The following is a 26,955-nucleotide window of genomic DNA, read 5'->3' as shown; positions in this document are numbered from 1 at the left end:
CAGCCTCAGAAAATCGTATACCCGCCATCGATCACGATGCTGTCGCCGGTGTGAAACCGCGAGGCATCCGAGGCGAGGTAGACTGCGATTCCGGCGAAATCGTCGCGTTCGCCCCAGCGGCGCATCGGCACGCGGCCGATCACCTTGTCATTGAACTTGTCCCACGCCTGCAGCTTCGCAGTCATGTCGGAGCGGATCCAGCCGGGCAGCACGGCATTCGCGCGGATGCCGTAGCGGGCATATTCCACCGCCAGTCCCCGGATCAGGCCCAGCACGGCGGTCTTGCTGCTGGAATAGGCCTGATTCGCCGGTGCGCCATCGATGGCGGAAGTGGATGAGGTGACCAGCAGCGATCCGCCCGCATCACCGGTTTCGGCGCGGGCCAGCATATGTTTGGCCACTTCGCGAAAAGTCCAGAACACGGCGTCCAGATTGACCGTCATCACCCGCCGCCAGGCTTCAGTCGATTGTTCGTGGAACGGCCCGCCCCCGCCGATCCCGGCATTGGCAGCGCAGAAATCGATCCGCCCGAACCGTTCCAGCACCTCGGCCACGCCCTGCACAATCGCGGCTTCGCTGCTGACGTCGACTTGTTGCACCAGCACCTCCCCGCCCAGCGCGCGCAGGGTTTCGCCGGCGGCGGCGTTCTTGGCAGGGTTCTGGCCCCAGATCGCGACTGTGGCCCCGGCCACCGCCAGCCCTTCGGCCATGCCAAGGCCGATGCCGCCATTGCCGCCGGTAACCAGTGCGACCTTGCCGGTCAGATCAAAGGGATTGAATGCCACGCCTGCGGTTCCTCTTGCCGTTGCTTTTCCGGCAATCTGTCGCAAAGCACGACGTTTGACCAGCCTGTCAGGCGCGGTAGCCGGTCAGACCCGGTGAACGCCCTGCACCCAGCGGCGCGCCTGTTCGCGGGCCAGCTCGTGGTCGGCGGGCATGCGCTCCGTCTCGTTCAATTGCCGCGCTTCCAGCAGCACCGCCTGCGGCAAGGGCTGATCGAACCGGATGCCGATCCGCCCGCCGCTGCACCACTGGATATCGCCGAACACTTCATGCCCGCCCCATTGCAGGACCGCAGGCCCGCTGCAGCCGAAGGCCTGCCCGGCAATGACGCTGGCCCCTTGCCGCGACAGGTCGCACAGCACCACATTGCCCGCGCCTGCCCGCGTGATCACTTTTGCCGCAAGACGCACCCGCAAGCGGGCTTCGCGGCGGCGTCCGATTCGATTCGTCATACTGCCTCGCCAGGATAAGCCGATTGGCCGATCCTGGCGCAGACACGGTGTCAGTCGCGATAACCGCAGCCTAGGGCAAAACCCTGACCGGGCTGGTCTATTTCTTGGGATTCACCAGGATCACCATTTCATCATAAACGGCGATCAGGTGGCTGTCATACCACTGGTCGAGCACGCATTTGACCTGCCCGAAGAAGCCCGGAATCTCTTCCAGCACATAACTTCCCCGGAACGATGCGCCGCCTTCGTCGCCATAGATCGGCGGCGCAGCGATATCGATCGCCTGCCCTTTCAGGTAGGCGACAATTTCGTCGATCTGCTGCTTCAGCGCGGAGCGGCGATGTTCGTTGTTGGCCCCGCGCGCATGCTGCATTTCTTCCTTCGCGCGCTCGATCAGGCTGGTCAGGTAGGCATAGACGCGGTCCATGTTCTCGCGCTTGAGCGCGATCATCATGTCGACGTATTCCTTCTGGACCCGGATCGCGGCGGTTTCCGGGTGTTCCGAGCCGCTAAAGCCCTGACCCCAGTTGACCGGATTTTCCTGTATCATGCCCACCCCTTGAAAGCCCGACGCGCTGCGCGCTGGCTGGCATGACGTAGGTGAATATGCTTACCGCCGGGTTAAATCCGGTTTCACTTGCCCCCCTTGCGCTGCGCGCTAACATCGCAGCACTCGGTTGTTCGAAAGGCAAGCTCATGGGTGAATTTCTGCTGGCGCTGGTGGTGCTGGTGTTCGTGTTCCTGCTGATGGGGGTGCGCGTCGTCCGGCAGGGCTATGTTTACACGATCGAACGGCTGGGCAAGTATACGCTGGCCGCCCATCCGGGGCTGCACGTCATCATCCCGTTCATCGACCGCGTGGGCCACAAGGTGAACGTGATGGAACAGGTGCTGGACATTCCCGGCCAGGAAATCATCACCCGTGACAACGCGATGGTCGGCGTGGATGCGGTGGTGTTCTTTCAGGTACTGGACGCCGGCAAGGCCGCTTACGAGGTGTCGAGCCTCTATATCGCGATCATGCAGCTCACCACCACCAATCTGCGCACCGTGATGGGCAGCATGGACCTGGATGAAACGCTGTCCAAGCGCGATGAAATCAACGCCCGGCTGCTGGCGGTGATTGATCATGCGACATCGCCGTGGGGGGTCAAGATCACCCGGATCGAAATCAAGGACATCCGTCCGCCCGCCGATATCAGCAACGCGATGGCCCGTCAGATGAAGGCCGAGCGTGAAAAGCGCGCCCAGATCCTTGAAGCCGAAGGGATGCGCGCATCGGAAATCCTGCGCGCCGAAGGGGAAAAGCAAGGTGCGATCCTGCAAGCCGAAGGTCGCCGCGAAGCCGCGTTCCGCGACGCCGAAGCCCGTGAGCGTGAGGCCGAGGCCGAGGCCAAGGCCACCCAGATGGTGTCCGACGTGATCGCACGATCGGGCAGTCAGGCACTCAACTACTTCATTGCGCAGAAATACACCGACGCGGTCAGCCAGTTTGCGACATCGCCCAATGCCAAGACTATCCTCTTCCCGATCGAGGCAACGCAGCTGATCGGGACGCTGGGCGGGGTGGGCGAACTGGTCCGCGATGCGCTGAGCGAAAAGAAGGGTTAGGCCGCGTGGACTGGCTCAACTCCCTCGATCCGCACTGGTTCTGGCTGGCGCTGGGGCTGGTGCTGGCAATCGGCGAAATCGCCATTCCCGGCGCATTCCTGATCTGGCTGTCCGCCGCCGCGCTGGCCACAGGCTTGCTGGCGTGGGTCACGCCGCTGGGGATGCCGTTCCAGATCGTGGTGTTCGCCGCGCTGGCGATCAGCTTTGTCTTTGCGGGCCGCAATTTCCTGCGCCGCCACCCGATCGAAGGGGCCGACCCGATGATGAACGATCGCGGCGCCCGCTCGGTCGGCGAAACCGTAGTCGTGACGAGCGTGATCGAAGGCGGCAGCGGCCGGGTCAAGCTGGGCGACAGCGAATGGCTGGTCAAAGGCCCGGATGCCGAACCCGGCACCCGCATGAAAGTGACCGGACATGACGGCGCGGTGTTGGTGGTGGAGCATCTGCACTGAACCCGCGTTCAGGCGTCAGCCGCCTGAAGGAGGCTTCGCCGCGGCCGCGGGCTTGTTCAGCCAGCTGTAGATCCCGTCGTAAATGGCGCCGTTCATCGCCGCATCCACATCGCTGAATGCTTCGAACATCAGCCGCTTGCCAAAGGCCTGATCCTGTTCCGGAAGGCCTCCATTGCGCTTGATCAGCAGTCCAAGCTGCGTGATCAGCGGCTTGCTGGCATTGGCGGGAGTGACCTCTTTTGCGGCGGGCAGCAGCTTCGCCGCCAGGAACTTGCGCACGCGGGTGTGGGCGCTATCGGAAAACTTCGCTTGCCGGACCAGTTCCGCCCAGCCCGACACTTGATCCGCTGCCTGCCAACTGGCCTCATAGTGCTGTCCGAACATCGCGTCGAACACGGCCAGCGTCGGCCCGCTGACGGTGCCAGTGATAGCCGGCTGTCCCTTGCCACTCGCTGCCCGAATCATGATCGCCCGGATGCGGCCGGAAGCGAGTTCATCGAGCAGGTCAAATTCGCTGTCATCCAGCTTGCCGTCGGCCAGCAAGACCGCGCGAATGCGCTGCGCATCCTCGACCTGCAGGAATCGAGCGGGCCGCAGCTGCGCAGCGACAATGATGCCGATGACAGCTTCCGCTGCCACTGCCCTGCCGTCCTCCGTCGATCCGTCAGGGGCCGCAGCATTGGCCACGCGCGGGATGCTGGTGAAACCATCCGTCTGCGCCGCAACAGGCATCGCAATTGCCACCAGTCCGGCAGCCAGAATTGTGCGCTTCATCAGCGTTCCTTTCACCCAACTGGATCCGGTCCTAGCAATACCTGACAGTCCGGGCCTTGTGCAGACCCGACAGGCATCGCATATCGGCGCAAAGGACCTGACCCATGCCCGACAAGCTCCAATTGACCGACGCCGAATGGCGCGAACGCCTGACCCCGGAACAGTACGCGATCCTGCGCCAGGCGGGGACCGAGCGGGCGTTTACCGGCAAGTATGAATACAACGCCGCTCCCGGTGTCTATCACTGCGCGGGCTGCGGAACGGCGTTGTTCGGATCGCAGGCCAAGTTCGATTCCGGCTGCGGCTGGCCCAGCTACACCGCCCCGCTGCATGACGACGGGGTGGAGGAACTGGTCGATACCACGCACGGGATGGTCCGCACCGAAGTGCGCTGTGCGACGTGTGATGGTCATCTCGGCCATGTCTTTCCCGACGGACCCGGCCCCACCGGCCTGCGCTATTGCATCAACAGCGCCGCGCTGGGGTTCGATCCGGAGGATTGAGGGCGCTGCGCAATTTACCGTTAACCCTGCGTTACAAATCTTCTATGCATGGCGCGCGAGTGCGGCGGTGCCAGTTCCGGACACCCTGCCCGCGAGAGGGTTGATCGAGCCACATGGCACGTAAAGAGATCCGGCGTTCAGCGCGGAGCGGACGCCAGCCTGACCAGCCGCAGCCCTCTGGCGTTCGCAAGGTTGTGCGCGGACTGTTCATCTGGGGACTGGGGTTTGCGCTGCTGGGGGTGATGATCGTGGTCGTCGCCGTGGGCTTCGCCGCGCAATCGCTGCCCACTTACAGCGAACTGAAAAGCAGCCAGGCCGGCCAGATGATCGTCGTGCGCGCACGGGACGGCACCGAAATCGTCTCGCTTGGCCCCAGCTATGGCAAGTGGCTGGCAAGCGACCAGATCCCCGCCGTCATGAAAGACGCGATCCTGGCGACCGAGGACCGGCGCTATCGCAGCCATATCGGCATCGACCCGATCGGCATCGCGCGGTCGTTCTATGTCCGCTTCCAGGAAGGGCGCTTCAAGCAGGGCGGCTCAACCATTACCCAGCAGCTGGCGCGCACGGTCTTTCTGAACAACAGCCGGACCTGGGGCCGCAAGCTGCGTGAGATCATTCTGGCGATGGCGCTGGAATGGAAGTTCTCGAAGGACCAGATCCTCGAACTGTATCTCAACAAGGTCTATTTCGGCGGTGGGGCTTACGGCATCGATTCCGCCAGCCGCAAGTTCTTCGGCCATCCCGGCACCGAACTCAGCCTGCCCGAAGCCGCGATCATTGCCGGACTGGTCAAGGCGCCGTCGCACTATTCGCCGACCGCCGATGCCGAAGCGGCGCTGGGCCGCGGGCAGGTGGTGCTGGGCCTGATGCGCGAAATCGCCGTGATCAGCCCGGCCGAATTCGCCGCCGTGGACCTGAAGACGATCAAGTTCGCATCCGAAAAGGGGCAGAACTCGGTCCGCTATTTCACCGACTGGGCGCTGCCCCAGCTTGACCTGCTGCTGCCGGAAAACTCCGAGCCGATCGAGGTCTGGACCACGCTGGATATCGCGATGCAACGCGCCGCCACCGCCGCGATCCAGGACCAGGTGCCAAGCGGTGCCCAGGGCGCACTCGTCAGCCTTGACCGGGATGGCGCGGTGCTGGCGATGGTGGGCGGCACCGATTACGTCACCTCCAACTACAACCGCGCGGTCAATGCGGTGCGTCAGCCGGGTTCGGCGTGGAAGCTGTTCGTCTATCTTGCCGCGCTGGAAGCGGGTTACACCGTCAACGACAAGGTGGTGGATGAACCCGTGACGATCGAGGGGTGGAGCCCGCGCAATTCCAACGGCACGTTCGCCGGGGAAATCGACGTGCGCAGCGCCTTTGCCTATTCCAAGAACACGGTTGCGGCGCAGCTGGGCAACGAAGTCGGCTTCAGCGCAGTGGCCGGCATGGCTCGCCGGTTCGGCATCACCACCCCGATTTCGACCGTCCCGTCGATGGTGCTGGGCAGCAATGTGGTGCGCGTGATCGACATGACCCGCGCCTTTGCCGCCGTATCGGCCAAGGGCCAGGCGATTGAACCGTTCGGCATCACCAAGATCTCCACGATCGACGGCCGGGTGCTGTATGAGCGCGACCGCAAGAGCGGGCAGATGCTGGTGCCTGCCTATGTTGCGGCCGGGATCACCGACATGCTGCAAAGCGCAGTCAGCATCGGCACGGGCCGCGCGGCGCAGATCGGCCGCCCGGTGGCGGGCAAGACCGGCACGACAACATCGAACAAGGATGGCTGGTTCCTGGGCTTTTCCAGCGGGATCACCACCGGCGTGTGGATGGGCCGCGATGATGACAAGCCCGTCCCCGGCCTGCAAGGCGGCACCGCTCCGGCCCGCGCCTTTGCTGCCTATATGCGCGTCGCCGTGGCCGGACGCCCGGTCGAAAAGTTCGATACCGAGGCCACCCCGCCCGCCTGGCAGCTGGAACCGGACGACGAAGCCAACCTGACCGGCAATCCGGACGATTATTACTTCGTCGATGAAAAGGGCAACCTGATCGAACCCGGCAACAACCCCGCCCCGGCCGAACGCGCACCACCCGCACCGCAAGTGCCGGATGCTGGGGGGCTGGAACGCGTCAACCCGCCCCCGGCCGCGAACGATGAGTTTCTGGATCGCGCAACCGGGGGCGGCCCGCCCTAGGGTCGGCCGCCGTTCAGCGGTCTGCCCGCCGGGCAACCTGTGGCTACATGAAACAAAGGCCCCCTTCCCGCGCCGGGAAGGGGGCCTTCGCGTTTTACAGCAAGGCTGGTCCGGTCAGCGCAGGCGCACTGGCAGGAAAGTGGCGGGCTGGCCGCGGCGCTGGACGCGCAGCATGACTGCCTGACGTCCCGCAGTCTTGGCCGCGCCGACCGCACTTTCCAGTTCGGCGATGGTGGTCACGTCTGTGCCGTTGGCCGACAGGATCACGTCGCCGCGTTGCAGCCCCTTGGTCCCGGCATCGGACGATCCGTCGACCACCGCGATCACCAGCCCCTTGGTGCCATCGGGCATCCCGATCTGGCGTGCGATCTGCGGGTTGAGCGCGAGCACCGACAGGCCCAGCGACTTTTCGATCACCCCTTCGCCCTGCTTCTGCGGGCTGCGATTATAGGCGTCTTCATCCTGCGGGGTATTGGGGTTGAACGTGCTTTGCGCCAACTCCTCTTCACTGGGGCGCTTGCCCACGACCGCGTTCAGCGTCATCCGCTTGCCGCCCCGGATCACTTCGACCGGGATGCGCTTGCCCGGCGCGGTGTTGGCGACAATGAAGCTGAGCGTCTGGTCCGGCGTCACGTCCTTGCCGTCGATCTTCAACACGACATCGCCCGGCAGGATATTGGCGTTGGCGGCCGGCTGACCGGGCTGCACCGTCTGCACCAGTTCGCCGCGCTTTTTGGGCAGGCCCAGCGCATCCGCGACGTCCTCGGTCACCGGCGCGATCTGCACGCCCAGATAGCCGCGATCGATCGACTGGCCCTTGATCAGCTTGTCGACAATCGGTGCGGCGACTTCAGCCGGAATGGCAAAACCGATCCCGACGCTGCCGCCGGTGGGCGAGAAGATCGCGTTGTTGATCCCGATCACCGCGCCGTTCATATCGAACATCGGCCCGCCGGAATTGCCCCGGTTGATCGAGGCATCGGTTTGCAGATAGCGATCATACGCACCGCCCGCACCGGTATTGCGATGGACCGCCGAGATGATCCCGGACGTCACCGTGCCGCCCAGTCCGAACGGGTTGCCGATGGCAATCACCCAATCGCCGACGCGCGCGGTCCGGCTGTCGCCGAACTTCACGAACGGCAGCGCCTTGCCCGGTTCGATCTTCAGGACCGCGAGATCGGACGGCGCATCGCGGCCGATCAGCTTGGCCGGGTATTCGGTGCCATCGGGCATCGTTACGGTGATCGATTCCACCTGGCCCTGACCATCGGCCACGATCACGTGGTTGTTGGTCACGACATACCCGTCCGCCGACATCACAAAGCCCGAACCCAGCGACTGCGCTTCGCGCGTTTGCGGCCCGTTGCCCTGCCCGCCGAACAGATCGGCGAACGGCGTGCCCGCGAACGGGTTGGCATTGCGGACCTGCACCTTCTGGCGGGTCGAGATGTTGACCACGGCAGGCTGCAATTGCTGCGTCAGGTCGGCAAAGCTGGCCGGGGCACCGCCGCGCGGGACCACGTTGGCCATTTGCTGGGCATCATTCTGGGCCACCTGTCCCACCGCCGGAAGGCCGGTCGCCAATGACAGGGCGGCACCGCCCAGCAATAGCGCGGAAGTCACTCCATAGGCGTATCGCACGTGTCCTGTATCCTCTTGTCTGGTCGCATCGCTGCAAAATTCGCTTACCCGCTACTGATTCAGCCTGAATCGCCTGAACGGGAATTGAATGGCCTACCGCCCCTTGAACTGGCGCAGGTAATCGTTCTCTGGTGACAGAATGATCGTGCTGGTGCCCTTGTTGGCGGGATTGGCAAACGTGGCTTCATAACTGCGCATCGCGCGGTAGAAGTCATAGAATTGCGGATCCTGACCATAGGACTTGGCGTAGATTTCCGATGCTGTCGCTTCTGCGGCCGAAGTGATCAGCTGTGCCTGCATCTGCCCGCGCGCCTGGATCGTGATCGCTTCCTGCTCCCGCGCGGCCTGCATCCGGGCGAACGCGCTTTCCAGCGCGCCTTCGGGCAGGTCGGCCCGCTTGACCCGCACGTCGATCACCTGGGCCCCATAGGACCGCGCCTGCTCGTCCAGGTTCTTGCGGATCTGGCTCATCGCCTGGCCGCGCTCGGCGGTCAGCAGCGCCTGGAACGTGCGCTTGCCCAGTTCCTGCCGCAGGACCGAGGTCATGATCGGCTGCAACTGGCTGGTCACGCGGTCAACCGAGCCGGCGGTTTTCACCATCTTGACCGGATCGATGATCCGGAACCGGGCATAGGCATCGACCTGAAGCCGCAACTGATCGCTGGACAGCACCAGTTGCCGTTCCATCGGGAACGACAGCAACTGCTTGTCCACCCACACCAGCTGTTCGACAAACGGCAGGCGCCAGCTGATCCCGGCCCCGGTATTCCCGAAATCGACATTGGGACGGAAGGCATTGATCTTGCGCACCGGCTCGCCCAGCCGGACGACCACGACCTGCTGTGTTTCGGGCACGATCACCACGCTGGAAACCAGCACGACGGCGGCGGCAATCAAGCCGCCAAGGGCCAGTTTGCTGGTTCGGACCAAGTTCAGCATCTTACTGGCCCCCCGTCGCTGCGGCAGGAGTTTCAGGCGCCCGTCGTTTCACTTCGGGTAGCGGCAGATACGACGTCACGCCGCTGCCTTCGACCACCACCTTGTCGTTGTTCGACAAAACGCGCTCCATCGTATCGTAATACATGCGCCGCCGGGTCACTTCCGGGGCCAGCTTGTACTGCTGGTAAACCTTGTCGAATGCGGCGGCCTCACCCTCGGACCGGGCCAGGGTCTGCTGCGCCCAGGCCTGCGCCACGTTCTTGTCGCGCTGGGCATTCTGCTGGGCGACGTTGACCTTCTGGAAGGCATCGGCAACCTTTTCGGGCGGGTCCGCCTTCTTGATATCGACGCCGACCACCTGCACGCCGGTGCGATAGGCATCGAGAATGCCCTGCATCCGTTCGCGCGTGTTCAGTTCCAGCGGTCCGCGGCCCGATCCGTCCCAGATCGCGTTCAGCGATACTTCGGCCACGGAAGCGCGCATCGCAGCTTCGGCCACTTCCTTGACCGTGCGCTGCGGATCGGCGGCGGCGAACGTGAACAGTTTCAGATCCTTGATCCGCCAGCGCACCTGATACGACAGATCAATCAGGTTCTGGTCGCTGGTCAGCACCAGATTCTCGCTGCCTTCGGTTTCCGGGATCACGTCGTTGATCACCGAGGTTACATCGCGCGTCTGAACCTGCTGGATTGGCCAGGGTGCGGTCATCGATACGCCGGATTCAATCGTGTGGCTGTATTTGCCGAACGTGGTGACAATCCCCTGCTCCTTGGGGCTGAGCTGGTGAAAGGCCGAGCCGATCAGCCACAGTGCCGCAATCCCGCCGACGATCAGCGGCGCCCAGCTTTTGCCGTCAGCGCGCTGAGGCAGGCCGGGAAAGCCGTCGCCCCGCCCGCCGCCGCCACCGCCGCCGCCACCGCCGCCTTTGCCACGCGACCGGAAAATATCCTCGATCGAGGCGGAACGCCGCGGCTCGGCCTCGCCGCCCGCTGGTTGCCAGGGGTTACGCGGACCGGTGCCCGGTTTTGGTTCGGAGGCTGGTTCAGGCGGAACATCCGGTTTGGAGTCGCCTCCACCCGTGTCCCCGGCAGCGGTGCCGGAATCATTCCCCCAGGGGCTCTTGCGGCCGGCCATAGCCAGCACGATCTGCCGTGCAGAACTGCGAATACCACTCATGCAATGTCTTATAGGTATGGCCGTTGCACAAAAACAGTGCCTCCCCCCGCTTTTTCCTTGCTAGGGGAACGCAAATGCCAAGCAGGAGCAAATTGTGAGCGTTGATGCCGATACCCTGACCGCGCTGCTACCCCCCCTGGCGCAGGCCCGGCTGCAATCACTGAAAGTGACCGACGCGGGCGTGGCGGTGCTGGTGCTGGATGCCTCGGGCCTCGACGGGATAGAGCGCGACCGGCTGGAAGTGGCGATCAAGGATGCCCTGCGCACGTCCGTCTCTGAAGTGCGGGTGGCGATGATGGCCGACAAGCCGAAGATCCGGATCATCGCGGTCGGATCGGGCAAGGGCGGCGTTGGCAAATCGACCGTATCTACCAACATCGCCGTCGCGCTCGCGCGGATGGGGCGCAAGGTGGGCCTGGTCGATGCCGATATCTATGGCCCCAGCCAGCCGCGCCTGCTGGGCAATGAAGGCGTGAAGCCCAAAGCGACCGAGAAAAAACTGATCCCCGTCCCCAGCAAATGGGGCGTGCCGGTGCTGTCGATGGGTCACCTGATCGAAGCGGGCAAGGCGATCGCCTGGCGCGGGCCGATGGCGGGCAATGCGCTGGGCCAGCTGGTCGATGCCGACTGGGGCGATATCGATACGCTGATCGTCGATCTGCCCCCCGGCACCGGCGATGTGCAGCTGACCATGCTGCAACGCCACAAGCCGCTGGGCGCGGTAATCGTGTCCACCCCGCAGGATCTGGCGCTGATCGACGCCGCGCGCGCGATGCAGCTGTTCGAAGTGGGCCAGGTGCCGGTGATCGGACTGGTCGAGAACATGGCCGGATACGCCTGCCCGCACTGCGGCGAGGTCAGCGATCCGTTCGGCAAGGGCGGGACCGAGGCCACCGCCAAGGCGCTGAACCACCCGTTCCTCGGCCGGATTCCGCTCGACCTGTCGATCCGCGAACAGAGCGATGCCGGCACGCCGCCCGCCGCCGGCGACGGTCCGCAGGCCGAAGCGTTTGCCGCGATTGCCCGGCGCGTGGCGACCTGGCTGGACAATCAGTGACCGCAGCGGTGCCCCCATGCCTATAACCCGGCGCGGCATCCTGCTGGGGGCCGGAGCGACCGGCGGCCTGATTCTGGCGTGGGCGCTGACCCCGCGATCGTTTCCGCCGCCGCTGCCCCCCGGCGAGGGCGAAGTGGCGTTCGATGCCTGGCTGAAGATCGGCACCGACGGCGTGATTACGGTCGCGGTCCCGGAACTGGAAATGGGTCAGGGCATCACCACCCTGATCCCGCAGATCGTGGCCCAGGAACTGGGGGCCGACTGGCGGCAGCTGGCGGTAGAGCCGGTTCCGGTCAGCGGGGCCTTTGCCAACGTTCCGCTCGCCGCGCGCTGGTCGGCGCTGTGGCTGCCGCTGCTGAGCGGGCTGGCCAACCAGCCGGACGCTCTGCTGGCCCGCCGCTTTGCCGAAACCGAACCGTTTACCGCCACCGCGGACGGCACATCCCTGATTGCCCACGAAGCCGCCGCGCGAATCGCCGCCGCCAGCGCGCGGGCCATGCTGGCGCAGGCCGCGGCGAAGCGCTGGGGCGTGGCGTGGGAGGAATGCGACGCGGCTGACGGCCACATCACCCACGGCAAGCAGCGCCTGCCGTTTGCACAGTTGGTCGAAGCCGCTGCCGGGTTTGACGCACCCTATCCGCCGTCACTGCGCGCGCAGCCACCGGGGGAGAACCCGGCCGAAGTGCTCCCCGGCGCGCCGCTGCGCTTTCCCCGGCTGGACCTGCCCGCCAAAGTCGATGGCAGTTTCAGCTTCGCGGGCGATGTGCGCCTGCCCGACATGGTCTATGCCGCGATCCGCCACGGCCCGATCGGAGATACCCGGCTGGGCGGTTATGACACCGGGCAGACCAAGGGCGTGCAGGGCCTGATGAAACTGGTCAACGGCCCGAACTGGCTGGCCGCCGTGGCGAGCGACTGGTGGGCGGCTGAACGCGCGTTGACGCTGATCGCGCCGCGCTTTGCCGCGCAGGACCGCGCCGGAACCGCCGCCACCGCGCAGGCGCTGGATCAGGCGTTGCGGCGCGGACGCGCCAGCCGGATTGCCGAAACCGGCGATCCGGATAACTGGCTGTCCAGCAAGTTCGAGCATGTCGCACACTACTGGGTCGCCCCGGCGCTGCACGCCACGCTGGAAACCGCCACCGCCACCGCGCGGCTGACCGGCGGAAAGCTGGAACTGTGGGCCGCCACCCAGGCCCCGCAGGCCGCGCGCCGCGCCGCCGCCGCCGCGCTGGACATCGCGGTTGAAAATGTCGTGCTCTATCCAATGCCCGCCGGGGGCAGTTTCGACCGGCGGCTGGAGCATGACCACATTGCCGAAGTCGCGCTGATCGCCCGGCAGGCGGGCAAGCCGGTGCAACTGATCTGGTCGCGCTGGCAGGAACACGTCGCGGGCCTGCCGCGCACCCCGGCCCGCGCCGTCCTGGCTGCCCGAACCGCACCCGACGGGACGCTGGTGGCCCTTAAAGTGCGCATCGCGGCACCAGCCAGCTTCCACGAATTCGGTGAACGGCTGCTGCACGGCAAGACGCCCCACGCCGCCCGTCACGCCCAGGTGCAGGGCGATGCCATGACGGTCGAAGGGGCGGTGCCGCCTTATGCCATCCCGCATCTGGTGGTCGAACACGTCCCCGCCGCAATTCCCCTGCCCACGGCGCGGATGCGCGGCAATGCGCATGGCTACACCTGCTTTTTCATCGAGACGTTCATCGACGAACTGGCCGCCCGCGCCCGGCGCGAGCCGCTGTCCTATCGCATTGCCATGCTGGGGCATGACATCCGGCTGGCCACTTGCCTGCAACGCGCCGCCACGCTGGCCGAATGGAACGGCGGTGCAAGCGGCAGCGGGCAGGGGCTGGCGTGCCACCAGATGACCATCGCCGGACGGACCGGGCGGATCGCGCTGGTCGCCAACGCGCGTCAGGACGAACGCGGCATCCGCACGGACAAGCTGACCGCCGTGGTCGATATCGGCCGGGTGGTGAACGCGGATATCGCGCGCCAGCAGATCGAGGGCGGCTTGCTGTTCGGGCTGGGGCTGGCGCGGGGGTGCAGCACGGCTTATGCCGATGGCCTGCCGCTGACCGGACGGCTCGGCGCGCTCGGCCTGCCGCTGCTGGCCGACTGCCCGGACATCGAAGTGGACTTCATCGAATCGACCGACGAACCGTTTGATCCCGGTGAACTGGGCGTCGCGGTTGCCGCCCCGGCGCTGGCCAACGCCCTGTTTGCCGCCGGGTCCACCCGCCTGCGCAACCTGCCGCTGACCGCCGTGCCAGCCTGAATGCCGCCGAAAGCCCAGCTTTGCCATGCTCGCCAAACCGCCCAAGGCAACCAACATGACTGAACATTTGCCCGCCAATCATCCGCCTGTCGCACCGTCCCGGGTGGGCGTGCTGCTGGTCAATCTGGGCACGCCCGATGCGCCCACGCCCAAAGCCGTGCGGCGTTACCTGAAAGAGTTCCTGTCAGACCGGCGCGTGGTGGAAATCCCCCGGCTGGTGTGGTGGCCGATCCTGAACGGGATTATCCTGAACACCCGGCCCAAAAAATCCGCCCATGCCTATGAACAGGTCTGGGGTCCGGACGGATCGCCGCTGGCCGCGATTACCAAGGCACAGGCGGCGGCGCTGGCAGAGCGGCTGGGCGACCATGTCATGGTGCGCTGGGCGATGCGCTATGGCAATCCGGCATTGGGCGCGGAAGTCCAGGCGCTGAAGGACGCCGGGTGCAGCAAGATCCTGATCGCGCCGCTCTATCCGCAATACTCCGGCGCGACGACCGCGACCGTGGTCGATGCGCTGGGGCAGCAGCTGGCCAAAATGCGCTGGCAGCCCGCGATCCGCACCTTGCCGCCCTATTACGACGATGCGGTGCATATCGAGGCGCTGCGCGCCGATACCGCGCGCCAGCTGGCCGCGCTGGATTTCACGCCCGAAGTGCTGCTGCTGTCGTTCCACGGGATGCCGGAACGGACGCTGCATCTGGGCGATCCCTACCACTGCCAGTGCCGCAAGACCGCGCGGCTGCTGGCGCAGGCACTGGCCCCCACGCACCCGGACCTGAAGATCGAGGTCAGCTTTCAGTCGCGCTTTGGCCGGGCCAAGTGGCTGGAGCCAGCGACCGATACAGTGCTGGACCAACTGGCCAAAACCGGCACTCGCCGCGTCGCGATTGCCGCGCCCGGCTTTTCCGCCGACTGCCTGGAAACGCGCGAGGAACTCGCGATCCGGGGGGCAGAGGACTTCCTGGCCGCCGGGGGCACGCACTTTGCCGCGCTCGATTGCCTGAATACGTCGGACGCCGGGATGGCAATGCTGGACACGCTGGTCCGGCGCGAACTGGCGGGGTGGATTTAACCGCCGATCCAATTACAACGCTGTCAGTAACAAGGATAACTGATGGCCACGCTTGCACCCGATACCCCGCAATACACCCACTGGTCCCAGCCCCAGCCCAAGTCCGCGCTCGATCACATCCCCGGTGAGGATGGCTGGCCGGTGCTGGGCACCACGCTGCAATTGCTGGCCGATCCGGTCGGCTTCGGCAACCGGATGCGGGCGAAATACGGCAACGTCTATCGCAACAACAGCTTTGGCCGGCGCGGGGTGATCCTGATCGGGGCCGAGGCGAACGAGCTGGTGCTGTTCGACCGGGGCAAGCTGTTCTCCAGCGCACAGGGCTGGGGTTCGGTGCTGGACCAGCTGTTCCCGCGCGGGCTGATGCTGCTGGACTTCGACCACCACCGGGCCGACCGCCGCGCGCTGTCGATCGCGTTCAAGCCTGAACCGATGCGCCACTATTCCGACGCGCTCAACCGCGGGATTGCGGACCGGGTGCAGGAATGGTCGGGCCGCGAATTGCTGTTCTATCCGGCAATCAAGCAACTGACGCTCGATCTGGCCGCAGACAGCTTCCTGGGCCTGCCGTGGGGGCCAGAGGCGGACAAGATCAACCAGGCCTTCGTCGACATGGTCCAGGCCTCGATCGGCGTGATCCGCAAGCCGCTGCCGTTCACCGCGATGGGCCGGGGCGTGGCGGGACGCAAGTTCCTGATCGAGTACTTCACCGCCGAAACGCTGCGCCGCCGCGAACAGGGCGGCGGGCAGGACATGTTCAGCCAGTTCGCCCGCGCCACGCATGAGGACGGATCGCTGATGCCGGTCGATGAAGTGGTCGATCACATGATCTTCCTGATGATGGCCGCACACGATACGATTACCTCGTCCGCCACCTCGCTGGTCTGGCTGCTGGCCAGGAACCCCGAATGGCAGGACAAGCTGCGCGCCGAACTGCGCGCGGTGACCGGCGGCGAAGGCCGTTCGCTGGCCTATGACGACATGGGAAAGCTGGACCTGACCGAAATGGCGTTCAAGGAATCGCTGCGGCTGATCCCGCCCGTCCCTTCGCTGCCCCGCCGCGCGCTGAAGGAATTCACCTTTGGCGGTTATACCATCCCGGCCGGAACGCCGGTCGGGATCAGCCCGGCGGCGGTGCATATGATGGAAGAATACTGGCCCGAACCCGAAAAGTTCGATCCGCTGCGCTTTACCCCCGATCAGGTGGCCAAGCGCCACAAGTATGCGTGGGTGCCGTTCGGCGGCGGGGCGCATATGTGCCTGGGGCTGCACTTTGCCTATATGCAGGTGAAGATCCTGATGGCGCAGATCCTGACCCGCTACAGAATCGAGATTGAACCGGGGTATGAACCCAAGTGGCAGCCGTGGCCGATCCCCAAGCCGAGCGACGGCTTGCGCGTGACCTTCCAGCCGGTTTAAGCGCGGGGCCAGTCTCTAGCGAAAGTTCCTGATATGCCCGGCCTGCGCCCCGACATCGATCCTGACGGCCTGCTTGAATACTCGGTCGTGTTCACCGATCGCTCGCTCAACCATATGAGCGCAGCCTTTCAGGGCGTGATGCACGATATCCACGCAGGCCTGACCGGGGTCTACGGGGCCGAGCGGGCCGTCGTGGTCCCCGGCGGCGGTAGCTATGCGATGGAAGCGGTCGCGCGGCAGTTCGCCACGGGCAAGCGCGTGCTGGTGATCCGCAACGGGTTTTTCTCATACCGCTGGACCCAGATTTTCGAGGCCGGCGGCATTCCCGCGCAGGAAACGGTGCTGAAAGCCCGACGCATTGGCGAAGGGCCGACCGCGCCGTTCGCCCCCGCGCCCATCGACGAAATGGTCGCCGCGATCCGCGCCGAGCGCCCCGACGTGGTATTCGCGCCGCATGTCGAAACCGCATCGGGGATCATCCTGCCCGATGACTATGTCCGCGCCGTCGCCGCTGCCGCCCATGAAGTCGGCGCACTGTTCGTGCTCGATTGCGTGGCATCGGGCTGCGTCTGGGTGAACATGGCCGAAACCGGAGTCGATGTGCTGATTTCCGCCCCGCAAAAGGGCTGGTCCGCTTCGCCTTGCGCGGGACTGGTGATGCTGAGCGCCGCCGCGCTGGAACGCTGCCGCGCGGCGCAATCAACCAGCTTTGCGGTCGATCTGGGCCGCTGGCTGGCGATCATGGAAGCCTATCTGAACGGTGGCCACGCCTATCACGCGACGATGCCCACCGATGCGCTGCGCGGCTTTCGCGATGCGATGCTGGAAACGCAGGCAGCGGGCCTTGAATCCCTGCGCGCGGCGCAGTGGGAACAGGGCAATGCGGTCCGCGCGATGCTGGCCGCGCGGGGCGTGCCATCGGTTGCCGCCGAAGGGTTCGGCGCGCCGGGCGTGGTCGTGTCCTACACCGCCGATTCCGAGATCCAGAACGGCAGGAAGTTCCTGGCCCAGGGCTATCAGATCGCGGCGGGCGTGCCGCTGATGATTGACGAGGGCGCGGATTACCGCAGCTTTCGCCTCGGCCTGTTCGGTCTGGACAAGCTGCTGGACGTTCCTGCCAGCCTGAAGCGGCTGGAAACCGCGTTCGACGCGGTGTTCCCGGCCTAGGCCTCCCGCTTATCGCTTTCGGACAAACTCTGCGCGCAGCACCAGTCCCTTGATCCCGTCAAACCGGCAGTCGATTTCCTGGGCATCGCCGGTCAGCCGGATCGACCTGATCACAGTACCCTGCTTCAGCGTCTGGCCCGCGCCCTTGACGGTCAGGTCCTTGATCAGGGTGACGGAATCGCCATCCGCCAGCAGGTTGCCCACCGCATCGCGCACTTCCACCGTTTCGGCAGCGGCCTGCTTCGCCGCGAGTTCGGACGCGGGCAGCCATTCACCGCTGTCTTCGTCATAGACATAATCTTCGTCGTCACCGGCCATCGTGGTTCCCTCCATTGGCAGGCCCGGGGCAATGACAGGCGGCGGCGGGCTTGGCGAGGAGAATGTTCGCCGGACTTGCGCAGGCGCGCGGTTGCGGGAACAAGGCGGCATGGACACCCCAATCATCACCCTGGACGAAACGCACCGCGCCGCCGCCGTCGCCACGCTGGCCGCCGCGTTTCAGAATGACCCGGCGGTCAGCTGGATCATCCCCGATCCTGCCGCCCGCGCCCGCCGCCTGCGCCTGATGTATGACTGGCTGTTCAGCGATCATCTGGCGCACGGCCTGATCCTGGGCACGCCGGACGTTGCGGCGGTGACGCTGTGGCGCGAACCTGGCAAAGTGCATCTGCGCTCGCGCCTCACCCCGCCACACGTGCTCCATCTGCTGCGGATTTTTGGCCCGTGCATCATGCGCGCCGCCAAAGTCGGTGACAGTATCGACGCGCACCTGCTGCGCGGGGAGGGCAGGTATTACCTGCGCTATGCCGGGGTGCGGCCCGATTGCCAGGGCAAGGGGCTGGGCGGGCGGACGATCCGAGCCGGCCTTGCCCGCGCGGCGCAGGCGGGCGTTCCCGCCGTGCTGGAAACCGCGACGGCCAGCAACGTCGGCCTGTATCAGCGGCTGGGCTTCGTGATCCGCGAGGAATGGGATGTGCCGGGGCGCGAGGGGCCGCATTTCTGGACCATGGAACACCCGGACCCGGCCTGAGATCCGGTCAGACGGCCAATCCGTCCCACACCAGTTTGGCGCCGAGCGCGACCATCAGCAGGTAGATGAGGGTATAGAACCGCGCGCTGTCCAGTCGCCGGATCAGCCGCACCGCGACCAGCGTGCTGACAATCGCCAGCGGCAGGAGAGCGGCTCCGGCCGCCAGCGTCTGCGCGTTGAGCGAACCAAGCGCGAGGTAACTGGGCACCTTGATCCAGTTGACCAGCGCAAAGAACACCGAACTGGTCCCGACAAACGTCTCGTGCGGCAGTCGGCGCGGGGTGACCCACATCTGGAACGGCGGACCGCCCGCGTGGGCGACCTGGCTGGTAAAGCCCGACGCCGCACCGAACAGCAATCCGATCCAGCCCGGCGAATCCGATGGCGCGATCACCCGCCCGCCGCGTTCCAGCCACAGCCGGTACAGCCCGAAGCCCAGCGTGATCGCCCCCAGCACCAGCAGCAGGCGCTCTTCCGGCACCACGGCGGCCAGCACCGTGCCTGCCGCCACCCCGGCGATGGCCCCCGGCAGCATCCAGGCCACGATCCACTTGTCCCAGGTCTTGCGGAACGACCACACGCTGACCACGTCCTGCGCCAGCAGCACCGGCATCAGCACCGCCGCCGCGACCGGCGCGGGCAGGCTGAGCGCCAGCAGCGGGGTGGCCAGCACGCCGAGGCCGGAAAAGCCGCCCTTGGCCATGCCGACCACGATCACCGCCAGCACGGCCAGAGTCAGCGTCCAGGGATCGGCCAGCAGTTCCATCGCCCGATGCGCCAAGCACGTCGCGCTGCGCCGTGCAAGTGCCTGCGCTCTTGCCAAGTGCCTGTCACTCCCGCTTAAGTGCGCCAAACACACCAACCCCAAGGACTTATCCGATGCGCGCCATCCTGCTTGCTTCTTCCGCCCTGCTGCTTGGCCTGGCCGCTCCGGTGACCGCAAAGACGCCCGAACAGGTCGCAGCGGCAGCGCTGGCGGCAGCGCCGGTCTGGGATGGCCACAACGACATTCCGATGCAGCTGCGCGAACGGCGCAAGAATATCCTCGCCGGGTTCGATTTTCAGGACACCACCGCCAGCGCCGATCCGGCCAAGGGCGTGATCGCGCTGCAGACCGACCTCAAGCGCCTGCGCGCGGGCAAGGTGGGGGCGCAGTTCTGGTCGGTCTATGTCCCGGCCAGCCTCAGCGATCCGCAATCGGTGCAGGCCACGATCGAGCAGATCGACGTGACCAAGCGGCTGATCGCGCAGAATTCCGCCGACCTGCAATATTGCGAGGATTCCACCTGCGTCGAACGCGCGATGAAGCAGGGCAAGATTGCGTCCCTGCTGGGGATGGAAGGCGGCCATTCGATGGGCGGATCGCTGGCCGTGCTGCGCCAGCTGCATGAACTCGGCGCGCGCTACATGACGCTGACCCATTCGCGCAACAACAGCTGGGCCGATGCCGCGACCGACAAGCCGGTCCACGGCGGGCTGAACGCGCTGGGCCGCGATGTGGTGCGCGAAATGCAGCGGCTGGGGATGCTGGTGGACCTCAGCCATGTGAGCGAGGAGGCGATGCTCGACGCGCTGGAAGTGGCGAAGGCTCCGGTGATCTTCAGCCATTCCAACGCGCTGGCGGTCAGCACCCACCCGCGCAACGTGCCCGACAGCGCGCTGGATCGGCTGAAGGCCAACGGCGGGATCGTGATGGTCAATTTCTATCCGCTGTTCGTGGTCGAACGGACCCGCCAGTGGAACATCGCCCGCGCCGCCGAACGCGCGCGGCTGGATGCGCTCCATCTGGGCAAGCCCGCTGCCACCATCGCCGCCGCGCTGGCCGCTTGGGACAAGGCCAACCCGCAGCCACTGGGTTCGGTTGCCGATGTCGCCAACCACCTCGATCATATCGCCAGGCGGATCGGGGCCGATCATGTCGGGCTGGGCGCGGACCTGGACGGGATCGACAACACGGTTGTCGGGCTGGAAGACGCCGCGAAATATCCCGCGCTGTTCGTCGAACTCGCACGGCGCGGATGGAGTCAGGCCGATCTGGAAAAGCTGTCCAGCCGCAATATGCTACGCGTGCTGAAAGCGGCCGAAGCCTATGCCGCCACGCAAAAAGGCACGCCGGCGTTTGAAAACCCGGTCAGTTTCTGACCGGGATCAGTGCGGGTCGATCCGGCCCGTCAGGCGGAAGAAGAACGCGGTCGACCAGCCGAGCATGAAGATGCCCAGCACGCTTTCGAACGCCCCCAGCAGCCGCCATTCCGTCAGGACGTGGGTGTCGTTGTAACCCACGGTCGAATAGCTGATGGTCGAAAAATACAATGCCGCTTCCAGATCCGGAATCGCCCCCAGCGCCATGTACGCGAACGCGAAAATCCAGATCTGCACCCCGTGCAGCGCCAGCATCGCGATCACCGCGCCGAGCGTGAAGCTGACCCCGCGCGCGGAAAATGGATTGATGTGCTCAAGCCGTTCCACCGCCGTTTCCGTCCGCACCGCCCGGTTCAGGCCGAACAGGCCCAGCCCGTGAATGAACACGCACAGCACCACCATCGCCGTGGAAACCGCAAACTGCGGCAGCAGGTTATCCGCCATCACCGCGCTGGCAAAGGTCAATCGCGCAGCAGATCGTTGATCGCGGTCTTCGCGCGGGTCTGCGCGTCCACGGTCTTGACGATCACGGCGCAATACAGCGACGGCCCCGGCGTGCCATCGGGCAGCGGCTTGCCCGGCATCGACCCCGGCACAACCACCGCATATGGCGGAACGCGGCCGATATGGACCTCACCGGTCGCGCGGTCGACGATCTTGGTCGATGCGCCCAGATAGACGCCCATCGACAGCACCGCCCCTTCGCAGACCCGCACGCCTTCGACGACTTCACTGCGCGCGCCGATGAAGCAGTTGTCCTCGATCACTACTGGCCCGGCCTGGAGCGGTTCGAGCACGCCGCCGATGCCGACGCCGCCGGACAGATGCACGCCTTTGCCGATCTGTGCGCAGGAACCGACCGTGGCCCAAGTATCGACCATCGTCCCTTCACCGACATGGGCGCCGATGTTGACGAAGCTGGGCATCAGGATCACGCCCCTGGCGATATACGACCCCCGCCGCACTACTGCGCCGGGAACCACGCGGAATCCGCCTTCGCGGAAGCGGTTTTCACCCCAGCCTGCGAACTTCGACGGCACCTTGTCGAACGCGGGCGAACCCGCCGCGCCGTTCGGCACCACCACGTTGTCATTCAGCCGGAACGACAGCAACACAGCCTTTTTCAGCCACTGGTTGACCTGCCAGCCGCCCTGCCCGTCCGGTTCGGCCACGCGCGCCTGCCCGCTATCGAGCAGTTCCAGCGCGGCTTCGACCAGGCTGCGGACATCGCTGCTGGCGGGGGTTACCCCGTCACGCGCTTCCCAGGCAGCTTCGATCGCGGTAGCAAGTTCGGCAGTCATGTCGTGTTCCTTCGCTCAAACGCGGGCAATCGGCCTTGCCGCCTATCGCCTGCCCGCGCCGGGGGCAAGCATGCAGGCAGGACGAAGCTGGATATTTCCGGTTAAGGTAAGGCATGGCAGAAGTTGAACCGGATTGCACAAAGGTCGCTGCATGAAACAACTGAACATCCGGCGCGCGCAGTGGCATCTGGGCGTTGCTATCCTGTCATTTGCGCTGGTTGCGGGCTGCGGCGGCGGTAGCGGCGGATCGGTCGGCAGCACGCCCGCGCCAACCCCGACCCCCACACCGACTCCAACGCCAACCCCCACGCCCACCCCTTCGCCGACCCCGACGGGAACGTTCCTGACCAGCGAGTACAACCGCTCATCCGGCGCGCCGCAGCACGGCGCGGTGACCGCCTGGACGCAGGGCTACAGCGGCACGGGCGTGACCATCGGCATCGTCGATACCGGGATCGACAGCGACAGCCCGGAGTTTGCCGGGCGCATCCACCCGTCCAGCGCCGATGTGGCGGGTGACCGGGGGATCGATCCGGAAAGCGACCACGGCACCAATGTCGCCATGGTGGCTGCCGCCGCGCGCGACGGGACCGGGGTGCTGGGCATCGCGTTCAACGCTACCATCGCCATGTTCCGCGCCGACACCCCCGGCAGCTGTGCCACCAAGGATACCGAGGTCAAGGACAGCGGCTGCAAGTTCAACGACGTCAACATCGCCGCTGGGGTCGACCGGGCGGTGACGGCTGGGGCGAAAGTGATCAACCTCTCGCTCGGCGGCTCCGCCCCCAGCTCTACCCTGCGCGCAGCGGTTGCCCGGGCGACGGCGGCGGGGGTCGTCATCATCGTCTCCGCCGGGAACGACGGCGATTCGACCGAGACCGATGTCGATCCAGCCAACCCCGATCCGTTCGCTGCCGGATTGCAGGCAGTGGGCAGCGGCAATGTCATCATCGTCGGGTCGGTGAACAAGGACGGCGGATTTTCCGCGTTCAGCAACAAGGCCGGGACGGGGGCCAACTGGTTCCTGTCCGCGCGGGGTGAGCGGGTGTGCTGCGTATACGAGGACGGGACGATGAAGATCGTCGACAATCCGGACGGCACCCGGTCGGTCTATGTCTTTTCAGGCACCAGTTTTTCCGCGCCGCAAGTGGCCGGGGCGGCAGCGCTGCTGCGGCAGGCCTTCCCCAATCTGACCGCGGGCCAGGTGGTCGACCTGCTGCTGCGGACCGCGCAGGATGCGGGCGCAGCGGGGACCGATACCACCTTCGGACGCGGCATTCTTGACATCGCCGCCGCATTTTCTCCGCAAGGCACCACGGCCATCGCGGGCAGCACCGCGCCGATGCCGGCGGGCGATACCACCGTCGTCATGTCCACCCCGATGGGCGATGCTGCGCCGCTGGCCGGCGCGCTGACCACGATCGTGCTGGATGGCTATCAGCGCGCCTACCAGATGAACCTGTCCGCCGGGGTGCGCAGGGCGCAAGTCCAGCCAAAGCTGGCCGCTGCGCTGCGCAGCGATGCGCGCAACCTCTCGCTGGGCGGGGGCAAGGTGTCCCTGGCATTTTCGGTCGATGCGCACGGCGCGGTGGCGCGGCTGCCGTGGCAAGGCGCGCTGCGGCTGACCCGCGGCGATGCAGAACAGGCCCGCGTGCTGGCCGCCCGGATCGTGGCGCAAATCGCACCGGGGCAGCGGCTGGGCTTTGCCTTTGAACAAGGGGCAGATGGACTGGTTGCGCAATTGCAGGGGCGCGAGCAACCCGCGTTCCTGATTGCACGCTCACCGCTGGACGATCTGGGCTTTGGCGCGACCGGACAGGCCAGTTTTGCGCTGCGCCAGCAACTGGGCGGCTGGGGGCTGACCGCGCTGGCCGAACGCGGCAGCGCGCAGGCCGCCGCACCGGTGCAACTCGCCGCCAGCACCCGCACCCGGCTGGATGGCGCACCGGCGCTGCGGCTGGGGCTGTCGGTGGACCGCACGTTCGGCGCGTTCGACGCGGCGCTGGGCGCGCACTGGCTGGCCGAGCGGGACAGCCTGCTGGGCGCGCGGCTGCACAGTGCCTTTGGTGCGGGCGGCGCGGACAGTGCGTTCGTGGACGCCAGTCTGGGCTGGCGTGCGAATGACAGCTGGCGGCTGGGCGCAGCCTGGCGCAGTGGCTGGACCTGGGCGCGGCGTTCGGGCGCATTGGCCGACGGATCGCGGCTGGCGACATCGGCCTGGGCCGTCAATGCAACGCGCTACGGCGTGGCCCAGCCCGGCGACAGCGTGTCGCTGCGGCTGTCACAGCCCTTGCGGGTTGAGCGCGGCGGGCTGAATTTCCTGCTGCCGGTGGACTACAGCTATGAAACGCTCACCCCCACACTGGGGGTCCGCACGCTATCGCTGGCCCCGCGCGGGCGCGAACTGGACGGAGAACTGGTCTGGCGCGGGCAGCTGTGGGACGGCGCGGCGATGGCCAGCCTGTTCTGGCGCAAGGACCCCGGCCATTACAGCGCCCTGCCGGACGACAAAGGCGCGGCGGTCAGCTGGGTGCGCAAGTTTTAGGAAGGTTCGCACGGCCGGTTCCCCTCCCCGGTGGGGAGGGGCCAGGGGTGGGGGTTCGCTGCCCACGACGGGCCGTTCCCCCTCCCCGCCGGGGAGGGAGTTGTGGTATTACGCCCCGGCCTTCACCGCGAATTCCCACGCTTTATCGGCCAGCGGCTGGACCCGTTCCGACATCGCCTTGGCATGGGCCGAACTGGCAGTGCCGTCGATCACGCGCTTCTTGATGCCTTGCATGATCCCGGCCAGGCGGAAGAAGTTGTAGGCGAAGTACCAGTTCATGTCCGGCACGCTGGTGCGGTTCGTGGCGGCGCAATAGCGTTCGACCACTTCTTCCAGTTCGGGAATGCCCAGCGCCTTGCGGTCCAGGTCCATCACGCCGCTGCGCCCGCCGTTTTCAGTCACCCACGCCATCGCGACATAGGTGAAATCGGCCAGCGGATCACCCAGTGTGGACAGTTCCCAGTCCAGCACGGCCAGCACTTTGGGTTCGTCCTTGGCCCAGATCATGTTGTCGATCCGGTAATCGCCGTGGACCACGCTGGTGCGGGTCTGTTCGGGCAGGGTAGCGGACAGGAACGTGATCAGCCGCTCCATCGAATCCATCGTTTCGGTTTCGGCCAGCCTGTACTGCTTTGTCCAGCGATCGACCTGACGGCCGAAGTAGTTGCCGGGCTTGCCGTATTCCGACAACCCCGCCGCTTCGACATCGACCGCATGCAGGCCCGCCAGCGTGTCGATCATCGCGTTGTAGGTCGCGCGGCGATAGTCCGGCGTGTCATTGGGCATCGAACCGTCCCAGATCGTCCGGCCATCGACCATGCCCATGACATAAAACCAGCTGCCGACCACGCTGTCATCGGTGCACAGGCCATACTGCGGCGGCACGGTCCACCCGGCCTTGGCCAGCGCGGCCTGAACCTTGTATTCGCGGTCCACCGCATGGGCGGACGGCAGCAGCACCCCGAACGGCTTGCGCCGCAGCACGTAATTGCCGGACTGGGCCGCGATCTTGTAAGTCGGGTTGGACTGGCCGCCCTTGAACTTGGTCAGCTGCATCGGGCCTTGATAGCCCGCGACATTGGCCTCAAGCCAGGCCGCCAGCCTGGCTTCGTCCAGCCGGTCCGCGCCTTCGGGTTCGACCGTGCCGACGAAATCAAGCTCGGCGTTAAGGGCAGGTGCGTCAGTCATCAGGCCCTCACTGATCGAACACGATGACGGAACGGGCGGAGTGGCCCTGCTTCATCTTTTCAAAGCCTTCGTTCACGGCCGAAAGCGGAATCCGCTCGGCAATGATCGAGTCGAGATCGAGCATCCCGCGCATGTAGAAATCAACCAGGCGCGGCAGGTCCACCGGGAAGCGGTTGTTGCCCATGATCGCGCCTTGCAGCTTCTTGCCCGACAGCAGGTCCATCGCGCCCAGGCTGACCCGCTCGGACAGCGGCATCATGCCCAGGATCGTGGCGGTCCCGCCGCGGCGGAGCGAACCGACCGCCAGGCTGGCAGACGCCGGACGGCCAACCGCTTCAATCGCGTGATCGACCCCGCCCTTCGACAGTTCCATGATCTGCGCGGCGGCATCGGGGGCGGAGGCATCGACCACGTCGGTCGCGCCCAGTTTGAGCGCCAGTGCGCGCTTTTCGGGCAGCGGGTCGGCGGCGATGATCCGCCCGGCGCCCGCAATCTTGGCGGCATTGACCGTGGCCAGCCCCACTCCGCCGCAGCCGACCACGGCCACGGTTTCACCCGGCGTCACGTTGCAGGCGTTGAAGATCGCGCCCGCACCGGTCGTCACCGCGCAGCCGATCACGGCGGCGCGGTCCAGCGGCATGTCGGGATTGATCGCGACGCAGGCGTGTTCATGCACCAGCATCATTTCGGCGAAGGCCGACAGGTTGAGCATCTGGTTGACGGTGCTGCCGTCCTGGCGGGTCAGGCGCGAGGGCGCGCCCGGCGCACGGCGGGTATCGCCGCCCAGGCACAGCGCCATCCGGCCCGTCACACAGAATTCGCAGTGGCCGCAGAACGCCGACAGGCAGGTGACGACCGCATCGCCCACTTTGACCGTGCGCACTTCGCTGCCCACCGCCTCGACAATCCCGGCGGCTTCATGCCCCGGCACGGCTGGCAGCGGATGGGGATAGGTGCCTTCGATGAAGTGCAGGTCGGAATGGCACAACCCGCACGCCGCCGTGCGGATCAGCACTTCGTGCGGACCGGGCTTGGAAATCACCAGATCTTCGATTTCCAGCGGCTGGTTCGGGGCGATGAGGACGGCGGCTTTCATGGCATTCTCTCCCTAAAAACTCGCTCCCTGCAAAGGGAGGTAGCAGGGCAAGGCGTGTTACCGGTGGCTCCAGATAACACGCCTTGCCCCGGCCCCTCCCGCACGCGGCAGGGGGGATAGTCGTGGC

General features: G+C 66.0%; 25 protein-coding genes. 12 read left to right on the top strand and 13 right to left on the bottom strand.

Annotated features, from left to right (window positions below):
- Nucleotides 1-5: 5 nt before the first annotated feature.
- The 3 genes from Q8Q53_RS11335 to Q8Q53_RS11325 form a co-directional block, all read right to left on the bottom strand.
- A complete protein-coding gene (locus Q8Q53_RS11335) occupies nucleotides 6-785 on the bottom strand; it encodes an SDR family NAD(P)-dependent oxidoreductase (RefSeq protein ID WP_305701878.1) in 780 nt (259 codons plus the stop codon).
- Between the two features lie 84 nt (nucleotides 786-869).
- Nucleotides 870-1,235 (bottom strand): hypothetical protein, encoded by a 366-nt coding sequence (locus Q8Q53_RS11330; protein WP_305701877.1) that lies wholly within the window; start codon nucleotides 1,233-1,235, stop codon nucleotides 870-872.
- 97 nt (nucleotides 1,236-1,332) lie between these two features.
- Nucleotides 1,333-1,785 carry a hypothetical protein gene (locus Q8Q53_RS11325; RefSeq protein ID WP_305701876.1) on the bottom strand — a complete coding sequence of 151 codons (453 nt, stop codon included), beginning with the start codon at nucleotides 1,783-1,785 and terminating at the stop codon, nucleotides 1,333-1,335.
- A 146-nt stretch (nucleotides 1,786-1,931) separates the two neighbouring features.
- Between Q8Q53_RS11325 and Q8Q53_RS11320 the strand changes: the two genes are divergently transcribed.
- Nucleotides 1,932-2,846: an SPFH domain-containing protein gene (locus Q8Q53_RS11320; RefSeq protein WP_305701875.1), complete on the top strand. Its 915-nt coding sequence runs from the start codon at nucleotides 1,932-1,934 to the stop codon at nucleotides 2,844-2,846.
- A 5-nt stretch (nucleotides 2,847-2,851) separates the two neighbouring features.
- The gene (locus Q8Q53_RS11315; protein WP_305701874.1) at nucleotides 2,852-3,298 is read left to right on the top strand and encodes an NfeD family protein; all 447 of its coding nucleotides are present in this window, start codon (nucleotides 2,852-2,854) and stop codon (nucleotides 3,296-3,298) included.
- Between the two features lie 15 nt (nucleotides 3,299-3,313).
- On the opposite strand, the gene Q8Q53_RS11310 is transcribed toward Q8Q53_RS11315, so the two are convergent.
- Nucleotides 3,314-4,072 (bottom strand): hypothetical protein, encoded by a 759-nt coding sequence (locus tag Q8Q53_RS11310; RefSeq protein ID WP_305701873.1) that lies wholly within the window; start codon nucleotides 4,070-4,072, stop codon nucleotides 3,314-3,316.
- A 104-nt stretch (nucleotides 4,073-4,176) separates the two neighbouring features.
- Here Q8Q53_RS11310 and msrB point away from each other — a divergent pair, with 104 nt between their 5' ends.
- Nucleotides 4,177-4,575, top strand: a complete 399-nt coding sequence (gene msrB / locus Q8Q53_RS11305) for a peptide-methionine (R)-S-oxide reductase MsrB (RefSeq protein ID WP_305701872.1) — start codon at nucleotides 4,177-4,179, stop codon at nucleotides 4,573-4,575.
- A 113-nt stretch (nucleotides 4,576-4,688) separates the two neighbouring features.
- Complete coding sequence (locus Q8Q53_RS11300; RefSeq protein WP_305701871.1) at nucleotides 4,689-6,764, top strand: transglycosylase domain-containing protein; 2,076 nt, start codon at nucleotides 4,689-4,691, stop codon at nucleotides 6,762-6,764.
- Nucleotides 6,765-6,878: 114 nt separating this feature from the next.
- Here the strand turns inward: Q8Q53_RS11300 and Q8Q53_RS11295 are convergent, their stop codons facing one another.
- From Q8Q53_RS11295 to hflK, 3 genes are all read right to left on the bottom strand, one after another.
- On the bottom strand, nucleotides 6,879-8,408 hold the full coding sequence (locus Q8Q53_RS11295) for a Do family serine endopeptidase (RefSeq protein ID WP_305701870.1): 1,530 nt from the start codon (nucleotides 8,406-8,408) through the stop codon (nucleotides 6,879-6,881).
- Between the two features lie 93 nt (nucleotides 8,409-8,501).
- The gene (gene hflC, locus Q8Q53_RS11290; protein WP_305701869.1) at nucleotides 8,502-9,347 is read right to left on the bottom strand and encodes a protease modulator HflC; all 846 of its coding nucleotides are present in this window, start codon (nucleotides 9,345-9,347) and stop codon (nucleotides 8,502-8,504) included.
- A 1-nt stretch (nucleotide 9,348) separates the two neighbouring features.
- Nucleotides 9,349-10,482 carry a protease modulator HflK gene (gene hflK / locus Q8Q53_RS11285; RefSeq protein ID WP_305701953.1) on the bottom strand — a complete coding sequence of 378 codons (1,134 nt, stop codon included), beginning with the start codon at nucleotides 10,480-10,482 and terminating at the stop codon, nucleotides 9,349-9,351.
- A 136-nt stretch (nucleotides 10,483-10,618) separates the two neighbouring features.
- Between hflK and Q8Q53_RS11280 the strand changes: the two genes are divergently transcribed.
- From Q8Q53_RS11280 to Q8Q53_RS11260, 5 genes are read left to right on the top strand one after another with little or no spacing between them, the layout of a single operon-like run.
- Nucleotides 10,619-11,581, top strand: coding sequence for an Mrp/NBP35 family ATP-binding protein (locus Q8Q53_RS11280; RefSeq protein WP_371136545.1), 963 nt, complete (start codon nucleotides 10,619-10,621; stop codon nucleotides 11,579-11,581).
- A 16-nt stretch (nucleotides 11,582-11,597) separates the two neighbouring features.
- Nucleotides 11,598-13,865, top strand: a complete 2,268-nt coding sequence (locus tag Q8Q53_RS11275) for a molybdopterin cofactor-binding domain-containing protein (RefSeq protein ID WP_305701868.1) — start codon at nucleotides 11,598-11,600, stop codon at nucleotides 13,863-13,865.
- 55 nt (nucleotides 13,866-13,920) lie between these two features.
- A complete protein-coding gene (hemH, locus tag Q8Q53_RS11270; protein ID WP_305701867.1) occupies nucleotides 13,921-14,940 on the top strand; it encodes a ferrochelatase in 1,020 nt (339 codons plus the stop codon).
- 42 nt (nucleotides 14,941-14,982) lie between these two features.
- Nucleotides 14,983-16,359, top strand: coding sequence for a cytochrome P450 (locus Q8Q53_RS11265; RefSeq protein ID WP_305701866.1), 1,377 nt, complete (start codon nucleotides 14,983-14,985; stop codon nucleotides 16,357-16,359).
- 33 nt (nucleotides 16,360-16,392) lie between these two features.
- Nucleotides 16,393-17,526, top strand: coding sequence for an aminotransferase class V-fold PLP-dependent enzyme (locus tag Q8Q53_RS11260; RefSeq protein WP_305701865.1), 1,134 nt, complete (start codon nucleotides 16,393-16,395; stop codon nucleotides 17,524-17,526).
- 9 nt (nucleotides 17,527-17,535) lie between these two features.
- Here Q8Q53_RS11260 and Q8Q53_RS11255 read toward each other — a convergent pair whose 3' ends face one another.
- Nucleotides 17,536-17,844: an alkylphosphonate utilization protein gene (locus Q8Q53_RS11255; RefSeq protein ID WP_305701951.1), complete on the bottom strand. Its 309-nt coding sequence runs from the start codon at nucleotides 17,842-17,844 to the stop codon at nucleotides 17,536-17,538.
- 109 nt (nucleotides 17,845-17,953) lie between these two features.
- Between Q8Q53_RS11255 and Q8Q53_RS11250 the strand changes: the two genes are divergently transcribed.
- Nucleotides 17,954-18,556 carry a GNAT family N-acetyltransferase gene (locus Q8Q53_RS11250; protein ID WP_305701864.1) on the top strand — a complete coding sequence of 201 codons (603 nt, stop codon included), beginning with the start codon at nucleotides 17,954-17,956 and terminating at the stop codon, nucleotides 18,554-18,556.
- Nucleotides 18,557-18,563: 7 nt separating this feature from the next.
- Here the strand turns inward: Q8Q53_RS11250 and Q8Q53_RS11245 are convergent, their stop codons facing one another.
- Nucleotides 18,564-19,322 carry a sulfite exporter TauE/SafE family protein gene (locus Q8Q53_RS11245; protein WP_305701863.1) on the bottom strand — a complete coding sequence of 253 codons (759 nt, stop codon included), beginning with the start codon at nucleotides 19,320-19,322 and terminating at the stop codon, nucleotides 18,564-18,566.
- A gap of 113 nt (nucleotides 19,323-19,435) precedes the next feature.
- Between Q8Q53_RS11245 and Q8Q53_RS11240 the strand changes: the two genes are divergently transcribed.
- Complete coding sequence (locus tag Q8Q53_RS11240) at nucleotides 19,436-20,698, top strand: dipeptidase (protein WP_305701862.1); 1,263 nt, start codon at nucleotides 19,436-19,438, stop codon at nucleotides 20,696-20,698.
- A gap of 6 nt (nucleotides 20,699-20,704) precedes the next feature.
- Here Q8Q53_RS11240 and Q8Q53_RS11235 read toward each other — a convergent pair whose 3' ends face one another.
- Together Q8Q53_RS11235 and dapD are read right to left on the bottom strand one after the other, a co-directional pair.
- Nucleotides 20,705-21,142: an ion channel gene (locus Q8Q53_RS11235; RefSeq protein WP_305701861.1), complete on the bottom strand. Its 438-nt coding sequence runs from the start codon at nucleotides 21,140-21,142 to the stop codon at nucleotides 20,705-20,707.
- A gap of 17 nt (nucleotides 21,143-21,159) precedes the next feature.
- Nucleotides 21,160-21,999, bottom strand: coding sequence for a 2,3,4,5-tetrahydropyridine-2,6-dicarboxylate N-succinyltransferase (dapD, locus tag Q8Q53_RS11230; RefSeq protein ID WP_305701860.1), 840 nt, complete (start codon nucleotides 21,997-21,999; stop codon nucleotides 21,160-21,162).
- A 151-nt stretch (nucleotides 22,000-22,150) separates the two neighbouring features.
- On the opposite strand from dapD, the gene Q8Q53_RS11225 reads away from it, so the two are divergent.
- Nucleotides 22,151-24,544: a S8 family serine peptidase gene (locus Q8Q53_RS11225; RefSeq protein ID WP_305701859.1), complete on the top strand. Its 2,394-nt coding sequence runs from the start codon at nucleotides 22,151-22,153 to the stop codon at nucleotides 24,542-24,544.
- Nucleotides 24,545-24,652: 108 nt separating this feature from the next.
- Here the strand turns inward: Q8Q53_RS11225 and Q8Q53_RS11220 are convergent, their stop codons facing one another.
- Together Q8Q53_RS11220 and Q8Q53_RS11215 are read right to left on the bottom strand one after the other, a co-directional pair.
- Nucleotides 24,653-25,732, bottom strand: coding sequence for a phosphotransferase family protein (locus Q8Q53_RS11220; RefSeq protein ID WP_305701858.1), 1,080 nt, complete (start codon nucleotides 25,730-25,732; stop codon nucleotides 24,653-24,655).
- Nucleotides 25,733-25,739: 7 nt separating this feature from the next.
- Nucleotides 25,740-26,828, bottom strand: coding sequence for a Zn-dependent alcohol dehydrogenase (locus Q8Q53_RS11215; protein WP_305701857.1), 1,089 nt, complete (start codon nucleotides 26,826-26,828; stop codon nucleotides 25,740-25,742).
- Nucleotides 26,829-26,955: the final 127 nt, after the last annotated feature.

The organism is Novosphingobium sp. (genome assembly GCF_030699305.1).
Taxonomy (GTDB): domain Bacteria; phylum Pseudomonadota; class Alphaproteobacteria; order Sphingomonadales; family Sphingomonadaceae; genus Novosphingobium.
The sequence above is the reverse complement of the archived record's forward strand: the minus strand, read 5'-3'. Positions and strand labels throughout refer to the sequence as shown.

Excerpts from the sequence above, each read along its gene's own strand:
- Q8Q53_RS11330 (WP_305701877.1), bottom strand. The coding sequence starts at position 1,235 with ATGACGAATCGAATCGGACGCCGCCGCGAAGCCCGCTTGCGGGTGCGT.
- Q8Q53_RS11325 (WP_305701876.1), bottom strand. The coding sequence starts at position 1,785 with ATGATACAGGAAAATCCGGTCAACTGGGGTCAGGGCTTTAGCGGCTCG.
- Q8Q53_RS11320 (WP_305701875.1), top strand. The coding sequence starts at position 1,932 with ATGGGTGAATTTCTGCTGGCGCTGGTGGTGCTGGTGTTCGTGTTCCTG.
- Q8Q53_RS11310 (WP_305701873.1), bottom strand. The coding sequence starts at position 4,072 with ATGAAGCGCACAATTCTGGCTGCCGGACTGGTGGCAATTGCGATGCCT.
- msrB (WP_305701872.1), top strand. The coding sequence starts at position 4,177 with ATGCCCGACAAGCTCCAATTGACCGACGCCGAATGGCGCGAACGCCTG.
- Q8Q53_RS11300 (WP_305701871.1), top strand. The coding sequence starts at position 4,689 with ATGGCACGTAAAGAGATCCGGCGTTCAGCGCGGAGCGGACGCCAGCCT.
- hflC (WP_305701869.1), bottom strand. The coding sequence starts at position 9,347 with ATGCTGAACTTGGTCCGAACCAGCAAACTGGCCCTTGGCGGCTTGATT.
- hflK (WP_305701953.1), bottom strand. The coding sequence starts at position 10,482 with ATGGCCGGCCGCAAGAGCCCCTGGGGGAATGATTCCGGCACCGCTGCC.
- Q8Q53_RS11275 (WP_305701868.1), top strand. The coding sequence starts at position 11,598 with ATGCCTATAACCCGGCGCGGCATCCTGCTGGGGGCCGGAGCGACCGGC.
- hemH (WP_305701867.1), top strand. The coding sequence starts at position 13,921 with ATGACTGAACATTTGCCCGCCAATCATCCGCCTGTCGCACCGTCCCGG.
- Q8Q53_RS11265 (WP_305701866.1), top strand. The coding sequence starts at position 14,983 with ATGGCCACGCTTGCACCCGATACCCCGCAATACACCCACTGGTCCCAG.
- Q8Q53_RS11260 (WP_305701865.1), top strand. The coding sequence starts at position 16,393 with ATGCCCGGCCTGCGCCCCGACATCGATCCTGACGGCCTGCTTGAATAC.
- Q8Q53_RS11255 (WP_305701951.1), bottom strand. The coding sequence starts at position 17,844 with ATGGCCGGTGACGACGAAGATTATGTCTATGACGAAGACAGCGGTGAA.
- Q8Q53_RS11250 (WP_305701864.1), top strand. The coding sequence starts at position 17,954 with ATGGACACCCCAATCATCACCCTGGACGAAACGCACCGCGCCGCCGCC.
- Q8Q53_RS11245 (WP_305701863.1), bottom strand. The coding sequence starts at position 19,322 with ATGGAACTGCTGGCCGATCCCTGGACGCTGACTCTGGCCGTGCTGGCG.
- Q8Q53_RS11240 (WP_305701862.1), top strand. The coding sequence starts at position 19,436 with ATGCGCGCCATCCTGCTTGCTTCTTCCGCCCTGCTGCTTGGCCTGGCC.
- Q8Q53_RS11235 (WP_305701861.1), bottom strand. The coding sequence starts at position 21,142 with ATGGCGGATAACCTGCTGCCGCAGTTTGCGGTTTCCACGGCGATGGTG.
- dapD (WP_305701860.1), bottom strand. The coding sequence starts at position 21,999 with ATGACTGCCGAACTTGCTACCGCGATCGAAGCTGCCTGGGAAGCGCGT.
- Q8Q53_RS11225 (WP_305701859.1), top strand. The coding sequence starts at position 22,151 with ATGAAACAACTGAACATCCGGCGCGCGCAGTGGCATCTGGGCGTTGCT.
- Q8Q53_RS11220 (WP_305701858.1), bottom strand. The coding sequence starts at position 25,732 with ATGACTGACGCACCTGCCCTTAACGCCGAGCTTGATTTCGTCGGCACG.
- Q8Q53_RS11215 (WP_305701857.1), bottom strand. The coding sequence starts at position 26,828 with ATGAAAGCCGCCGTCCTCATCGCCCCGAACCAGCCGCTGGAAATCGAA.